The organism is Amycolatopsis kentuckyensis (assembly GCF_002155975.1).
GTDB classification, from domain to species: domain Bacteria; phylum Actinomycetota; class Actinomycetes; order Mycobacteriales; family Pseudonocardiaceae; genus Amycolatopsis; species Amycolatopsis kentuckyensis.
Window position 1 is genome coordinate 1 of record NZ_MUMI01000266.1, and the last position, 6,532, is coordinate 6,532.

The 6,532-nt window shown below is 72.2% G+C and carries 5 protein-coding genes; 2 read left to right on the forward strand and 3 right to left on the reverse strand.

All coding sequences use genetic code 11. The annotated features are described in order from the left end of the window. Positions 1–497: 497 nt before the first annotated feature. Together CCN39_RS25245 and CCN39_RS25250 are read right to left on the reverse strand one after the other, a co-directional pair. Entirely contained in the window at positions 498–1,766 is a 1,269-nt protein-coding gene (locus CCN39_RS25245; RefSeq protein ID WP_086845959.1) for an aminotransferase family protein, read from the reverse strand. Between the two features lie 33 nt (positions 1,767–1,799). Continuing rightward, complete coding sequence (locus CCN39_RS25250) at positions 1,800–2,981, reverse strand: CaiB/BaiF CoA transferase family protein (protein ID WP_086845961.1); 1,182 nt, start codon at positions 2,979–2,981, stop codon at positions 1,800–1,802. A gap of 175 nt (positions 2,982–3,156) precedes the next feature. Here CCN39_RS25250 and CCN39_RS25255 point away from each other — a divergent pair, with 175 nt between their 5' ends. Next, entirely contained in the window at positions 3,157–5,076 is a 1,920-nt protein-coding gene (locus CCN39_RS25255) for an NPCBM/NEW2 domain-containing protein (protein WP_158104543.1), read from the forward strand. Here CCN39_RS25255 and CCN39_RS25260 read toward each other — a convergent pair. Continuing rightward, positions 5,066–6,052: a DUF5937 family protein gene (locus CCN39_RS25260; RefSeq protein WP_086845965.1), complete on the reverse strand. Its 987-nt coding sequence runs from the start codon at positions 6,050–6,052 to the stop codon at positions 5,066–5,068. The genes CCN39_RS25255 and CCN39_RS25260 overlap by 11 nt on opposite strands. A gap of 210 nt (positions 6,053–6,262) precedes the next feature. Here CCN39_RS25260 and CCN39_RS25265 point away from each other — a divergent pair, with 210 nt between their 5' ends. Further along, complete coding sequence (locus CCN39_RS25265; RefSeq protein ID WP_086845967.1) at positions 6,263–6,463, forward strand: hypothetical protein; 201 nt, start codon at positions 6,263–6,265, stop codon at positions 6,461–6,463. Positions 6,464–6,532: the final 69 nt, after the last annotated feature.

Below are 6,532 nucleotides of genomic sequence, written 5' to 3' on the forward strand. Positions count from 1 at the left end.
GAGATCCGGCCCCAATCACGCGAGTTCCGGCCCCAATCACGCGAGTTTCGGGCTGGAGCCCGCGACTTCCGGCTTCGGGCTTCGGGCTTGCCCCAGCCCCGCGGGCTCCGGGCCCGATCACGCGAGTTCCGGGCCCAATCACGCCAGTTCCGGCCTCAATCACGCCAGTCCCGTGCTGGTGCACGCGAGTTCCGGGCCCAATCACGCCAGTTCCGGGCCCAATCACGCCAAGTCCGGCTTCAGCCTCGCGAGCTGACCCCAACCCCGCAGGTCCGGGCCACTCGCGCGAGTTGCGGCCTCAATCACGCCAGTCCCGGCCCCAAACACGCCAGTCCCGGGCCCAATCACGCGAGTTCCGGCCTCAGTCACGCGACTTCCGGCCTCAATCACGCCAGTCCCGGGCTGGAGCACGCGAGTTCCGGCCGGACCGCCCCACCCGCGCCAGCGTCGCGAACGGCTCATCCGGGCCCCATGTCCCGAATGAGCCATTCGCCACCTCACACCTGGGCCGCCAGGCGGTCCAAAGCCTTTGGCAACGCCGCCGCCAGGAGGTCCAGCTCTGGCTCCGCCGCCACCAGTGGTGGCGATACCGCCACCCCGCGGCCCAAGTTCCTGACGATCACACCCTCGTCCCGGCATGCTCGCTGCAGCTTCACCGGTGCCCCGGGGTCCGCTTCCATCACCTCCGGTGTCAGCTCCACCGCCGCCAAGAAGCCCAGACCGGCTCGTACCTCTGCCACCAACGAGTGGCCGGCCGCCGCCGATACCGCGTCCGCCAGTGGCTTCTCCAGTTCGCGGCCTCGGGGGATCAAACCCTCGCGCTCGTAGATGTCCAACGTTGCCAAGCCCGCCGCGCACGCCACCGGGTGGCCTGCGTACGTCGGGCCGTGGCGGAAGATCGGGGCTCCTGGCTTGCCCGTGAAGAACGGCTCCGCCACCCTGGGGGCCACCACCAATGCTCCCAGCGGGATCGTTCCGCCCGTGATGCCCTTCGCCGTCGTGATCATGTCCGGCCGCAGCGGCCAGCGATCGATCCCGAACCACGTTCCCAGCCTGCCCCAGGCCGCGATCACGCAGTCCGCCACGAACAGCACCTCGTGACGGCGGCAGATCGCCGCCACCTCCTCGAGGTAGCCCTCCGGTGGCAGCAGGACCCCGCCCGCTCCGATCACCGGCTCACAGAAGAACGCCGCCACCCGCGAAGCGCCGATGCGCGCGATCTCCTCCTCCAGCGCCGCCGCGTTGTCGAACGGGACGTGCGAGAACTCCGGTGGCTGGGGGCCGACGCCCGTTGCGTTGGCCGGGATTCCGCCCACCGCCGTTCCGAAACCGTGGGTTCCGTGGTAGCCCTGGGCACGGCCGATCACGTGGACCTTCTCCGGCCGCCCCGTCTGCGCGAAGTACGCCCGGGCCAGCTTCACCGCCGTGTCGATGGCGTCGCCGCCGCCCGAACCGAAGAACACCTTCGAGCCCTGCTCCGGCGCCAACGCCGCGACGCGGTCCGCCAGCTCGATCGCCGGCCTGTTCGCGTTGTAGCCGAACAGGTTCCACGAGTCGAGCTCACCCAGCTGACGGGAAACCGCTTCGGTGATCTCGGGACGGCCGTGGCCGAAGTTCGCGTACCAGAGGGACGCCGTCGCGTCGAAATACCTCCGGCCCGCGTCGTCCCAGACGTACGAGCCCTCGGCCCGGGTGATGACCATCCGGTCGCCGTCGACCGCGCCCATGTCGGCGAACGGGTGCCAAAGGGCGTGCTGTGCTGCCATCGGTCCTCCTCAGTCCTGCCCCCATCCCTACCATCAGTCCAGGAACTCCGCGATCTCCGCCGGCGAGTACCCCAGCTCGGCCAGCACCTCCGCGGTGTGCTGCCCCAGGGTCGGCGGGGCGGACGTCGGCCGCGCCGGGGTGTCCGATGCCTTCACCGGGAAGCCCGTGCCCACGTACGTCCCCACCGTCGGGTGCGGCAGCCGGACCACCTGCTCGCGCGCCGCCGCCCACGGGTCCGCGTAGACGTCGTCGATCTCGTTGATCGGGGCCGCCGGGATGCCGGCCTCGTCGAACGCCGTCATCCACTCCGCCGCCGTGCGCGTCAGGAGCGCCGGTTCCAGCAGCGCGTTCAACGCCTCGCGGTGCGCCGAGCGCGCAGCGTTCGACGAAAACCGCGGGTCGGCCGCGATATCCAGCCCGAGCACCCCGCAGAACGCGTGCCACAGCTTCTCGCTGCCGACCGCGATGATCAGCCAGCCGTCAGCCACGTGGTAGCCCTGGTACGGGACGATGCTCGGGTGCGCCGAGCCCATCCGGCGCGGGCGTGGCGCGTCATAGAACACAGCGCCCGCCGCGTACACGTGCCAGGCCAGCTGACTGTCCAAAAGGGACACGTCGAGGTACTGGCCGCGGCCGGTCGTGTGCCGGGCCTGCAGCGCCATCAGGACGCCGATGATCGCCCACGTCCCCGCGTTCAGATCCGCCACCGGCAGCCCGACCTTCGCCGGCGCGCCGTCCGGCTCGCCGGTCAGCGACATCACGCCGCCGAGGGCCTGCGCCACCAGGTCGTAGCCCGCGCGGTCGCGGTACGGGCCGGTCTGGCCGAAGCCGGTGATCGACACGTGGATCAGCCGCGGGTTCAGCGCGGACAACACCTCGTACCCGATGCCCCACTTCTCGAGCGTCCCCGGGCGGAAGTTCTCGACCAGGACGTCGGCGTCCGCGACCAGCCGCCGCAGGGCTTCCCGGCCGCGGTCGCTCTTGAGGTCGAGCACGATCCCGCGCTTGTTCCGGTTCGCCGCCAGGTAGTAGACGGCCTCGTCGCCGACGAACGGCGGCCCCCAGCCGCGGGTGTCGTCGCCGTGGCCCGGCGGCTCGACCTTGACGACGTCCGCGCCCATCTCGCCGAGGTACTGGGTGCAGTACGGCCCGGCCAGGATGCGGGAGAGGTCGACGACCTTGATCCCGTCCAGCGGGCGGACAGCAGGGGGCATCGTCGGCTCCTCGGCAGGCTTGGCACAGTCGGTCCTTTCTACCCGGCACCTCTCGGGAATTCACCCACCGCCCGGAGACGGCGGCCACCCGCCCGGAGACGGCACTTCTCCCCTCATGTCCGGTTCGCCCCCACGTCACCCTGGAGATCTTGTCCGCCGTCCCGGGGAGGGAACCATGCGACGGTTCGGGGTCCTGCTGCTCACGCTCCTCACCTTCGGCACGGCGATCGCCGCACCGGCGGCCGCCGACGAACCGGTCATCGCCGCGAAGCCGCCCATGGGCATCTCGTGGTCCCGCGGCTGGAACCAGTGCCCGCGGATCGACGACGCCAAGGTCCGCGCGGCGGTCGACATGCTGGTCACCAGCGGCCTGAAGGACGCGGGTTACAGCTACGTCAACATCGCGGGGTGCTGGGCGGCGAAGACCCGCGCGGCGGACGGGAAGCTGCAGCCGGACACCGCCAAGTACCCGGACCTGCCGGGGCTCATCGCGTACGTCCACGCCAACGGCCTGAAGTTCGGGCTGCACAGCGGCACCGGCGCGCTCGTCTGCGGCAGCGCGATGCCCGGCTCGCGCGACCACGAGGAGCTGGACGCGCAGACGTTCGCGGCCTGGGGCGTCGACTACCTCGAGTACGACACGTGCGGCGGCCAGACCGGCGTCACGGCCGCGGTCAAGAAGATGAGCGACGCGCTCAAGGCCACCGGGCGGCCGATCGCGCTCGCCATGATCGACACCTTCTCGGCGAACTACCGCCAGTGGGAGTGGGCGCCCGGCGCGGGGGCGCACACCTGGCAGCTCACCAGCGACCTCCCGGAACCGTTCGCCGCCGTGATGACGCAGGTGGACAGGCAGATCCCGCTCGCCGGGCACACCGGCCCCGGCGGCTGGAGCGACCCCGGCTACCTCAACTTCAGCTTCCTCGACCTGCCGGTGCGGCGGGCGGAGTTCTCGCTGTGGGCGCTGCTGAACGCGCCGCTGATGCCGAACGAGTCGTTCCCGCTGGACACGATCGCCAACCGGGACGTGATCGCGGTCGACCAGGACTGGTCGGGCACCCCGGGCCGCAAGGTCCGTGACCTGTCCGACGGCGAGATCTGGGCGAAGCCGATGTCCGACGGCTCGGTCGCCGTGCTGCTGCTCAACCGCGGCTCGGTCGCCCGGACGATCCCGTTCGACCTCGCGGAGTCCGGCGTCGCGGCGGCGTCCGCCTACCGGGTCCGCAACCTGTGGACCGGCGCCGAGCTGACCAGCACCGGCACCCTGCGCACGTCCGTGCCCGCGCTGTCCGGGGTCTTCCTGCGCGCGTGGCCGGGGCAGCCGTCCCCCGCCGAGCCGCTGGTGACGCTGGGCGTGGACCTGCCCGAGGGCTTCCTGGCCGGCCAGCCGGTGCCGGGCACCGTGACGCTGACCAACGACGGCGACACCCCGATCACCGACGCGCGGTACGCGATCACCGTGCCGTCCGGCTGGGAACTCGACAGCCCCGCGCAGGTCGACGTCCCGCGGGTCTCCCCCGGCAGCACGGTGACGCACGAGATCACGCTGCGGCCGACGACAGCGCCGGCGGCGAAGGTGCTGGTCGGGGTGAGCGGCGGGTACACGAGTGAGTTCGGCCCGCGGTCCGCGGCGGGCTCCGCCGAGACACCGCTGGTGACGGCGCCGGGAGCCGGGACGACGTACCTGAGCACGCGGCCGTGGCTGTACTCGGAAAACGGGCTCGGCCCGGTGGAACGCGGCAGCGTGGCCAACGGGCGCGCGATGGCGATCGGCGGCGTCGGCTACGAGCCGAACAGCGGCATCGGTGTGCACGCGCCTTCGGTGATCCGCCTGCACCTGGGCGGGGCGTGCAAATCGTTCACGACCCAGTACGGCGTCGACGACGTGTCGGGCGCGCAGGCCACGGTGACGTTCCGGGTGCTGGGCGACGGCCGGGAGCTGTTCGCGACGGGGATCGTCCAGCGCGGCACGAAACCGCAGAAGGTGACGGTTCCGGTCACCGGGGTGCAGCAGCTGGCGATCGCGGTCGACGACGGTGGCGACGGTTCAGCGGACGAGTACGCCGATTGGATCGCACCGAACGTCAGCTGCTGACGGCTCCTTCGAGCAGGGCGACGGCCTGGGCGGTTCGCCGGTAGAGCACGAACCGCCCGTCCCGCACCTTGCTGACGAGCCCGGCGCGGTGCAGGGCCTTCAGGTGGTAGGAGATGGTGCCCGGGCTGTACCCGGTCCGGGTGGCGAGCTCGGCGGTCGACCGCGGCGGTTCGAGGTCGGCCAGCAGCGCCGCCCGGGCCGCGCCGACGACCGACGCGATCCGGCCCCGGCGGTGGTCGGCGCCCGTGCCGACCCCGTGCGCCGGGTAGCACAGGACGACCTGGCCGGGGACGTCGATCTGGATGCTGGTGCCGGGCCAGCTGAGCACGCCCGGCGCGAGGACCAGCTCCCGGCCGGAGATGTCGGCCTCGCCGTCGAACGGCTTGTCGACCGTGATCGCGTCACCGGCCCAGCCGATGGTGGGGTGCAGGCTGCCGAGCACCCCGCCGACGCCGTGGCGGGCGATGGCGTGCGCGCGGTGGGTGATGTCCCGGTCGAGGACCGCCTGCAGGCCGGCCCAGTCCTCGGCCAGCGCGTCCCGCCAGAACCGGGCGAGGCCGTTGGCCAGCCGCCGGGGCATCGTCCCCGACTCGACGCTCCGCCGGGCCGCGACCGGCAGTGGTCTGGTCCAGTGGACCTGCGTGTAGGCCAGCACCTGGGTCTCGACGTCGTCCTGTGCGGTCGCCTCGATCCGCGCGATCTGCTCGTCGAGCAGGTCGCGGTGCCGGGTGGCCGTGCCCGGCTGCGGGGTGAGCAGGTCCGGCGTGTAGACCTCGCCGGGACGGGGCAGCAGGTCCAGGAGCAGCGCGACGTCGGGGTGGGCGAGCGCCGCGCGGGCGAGCGGGCCGGGATCGCCGAACACCGGGTGCCGGCCCGCGTCGGCGGCGAGCTTCAGCCACGCGAGCGACTCCGCCGCCAGCGACGGGGAAAACCGTGTCCTGGCCACCGTCTCGGCGTCGAGCCGCAGCTTGAACAACGAAGCTTATTCAGCCGTCGGCCGCCGCATGGCTTTTGCGGCGATCAGCAGTGGGCGGGCGGGGTGCGGCGGACTGACCAGAACAAGCTTCACTCACCGACCGTAGCAGCCGGAACGGCGGATTTGAACCGGCTCGAATCCTTTCCGGTCGGAGGTTCCCGCGGGGTTGAGTGAGGCGTGTGCTTCCGACGTGCGACGACCACCGCCGCCGTGGCCGCTGTGCTGCTCACCTCGGCACCGGCCGCCAGGGCCCGCGCCGCCGGTCCGGCCGCCGTCGGCTACCGCACGTGTTCCCTCGTCCGCACGATCGCCTGGCAGGGCTGGGCGCCCGGCGTCGACGGGCGGTACCACCCCGTCACGATCCGCCTGCCGTACACCTTCAGCGTGGTGTTCCCGGTGGCTGTGCGCTGAGTTCGAGCAGCCGGGCCTGGGCGTCCCGCAGGTAGCGGTCCAGCGCGGCCGCCGCGGCGTCGAACCGGC

Excerpts from the sequence above, each read along its gene's own strand:
- CCN39_RS25245 (WP_086845959.1), bottom strand. The coding sequence starts at position 1,766 with ATGGCAGCACAGCACGCCCTTTGGCACCCGTTCGCCGACATGGGCGCG.
- CCN39_RS25250 (WP_086845961.1), bottom strand. The coding sequence starts at position 2,981 with ATGCCCCCTGCTGTCCGCCCGCTGGACGGGATCAAGGTCGTCGACCTC.
- CCN39_RS25255 (WP_158104543.1), top strand. The coding sequence starts at position 3,157 with ATGCGACGGTTCGGGGTCCTGCTGCTCACGCTCCTCACCTTCGGCACG.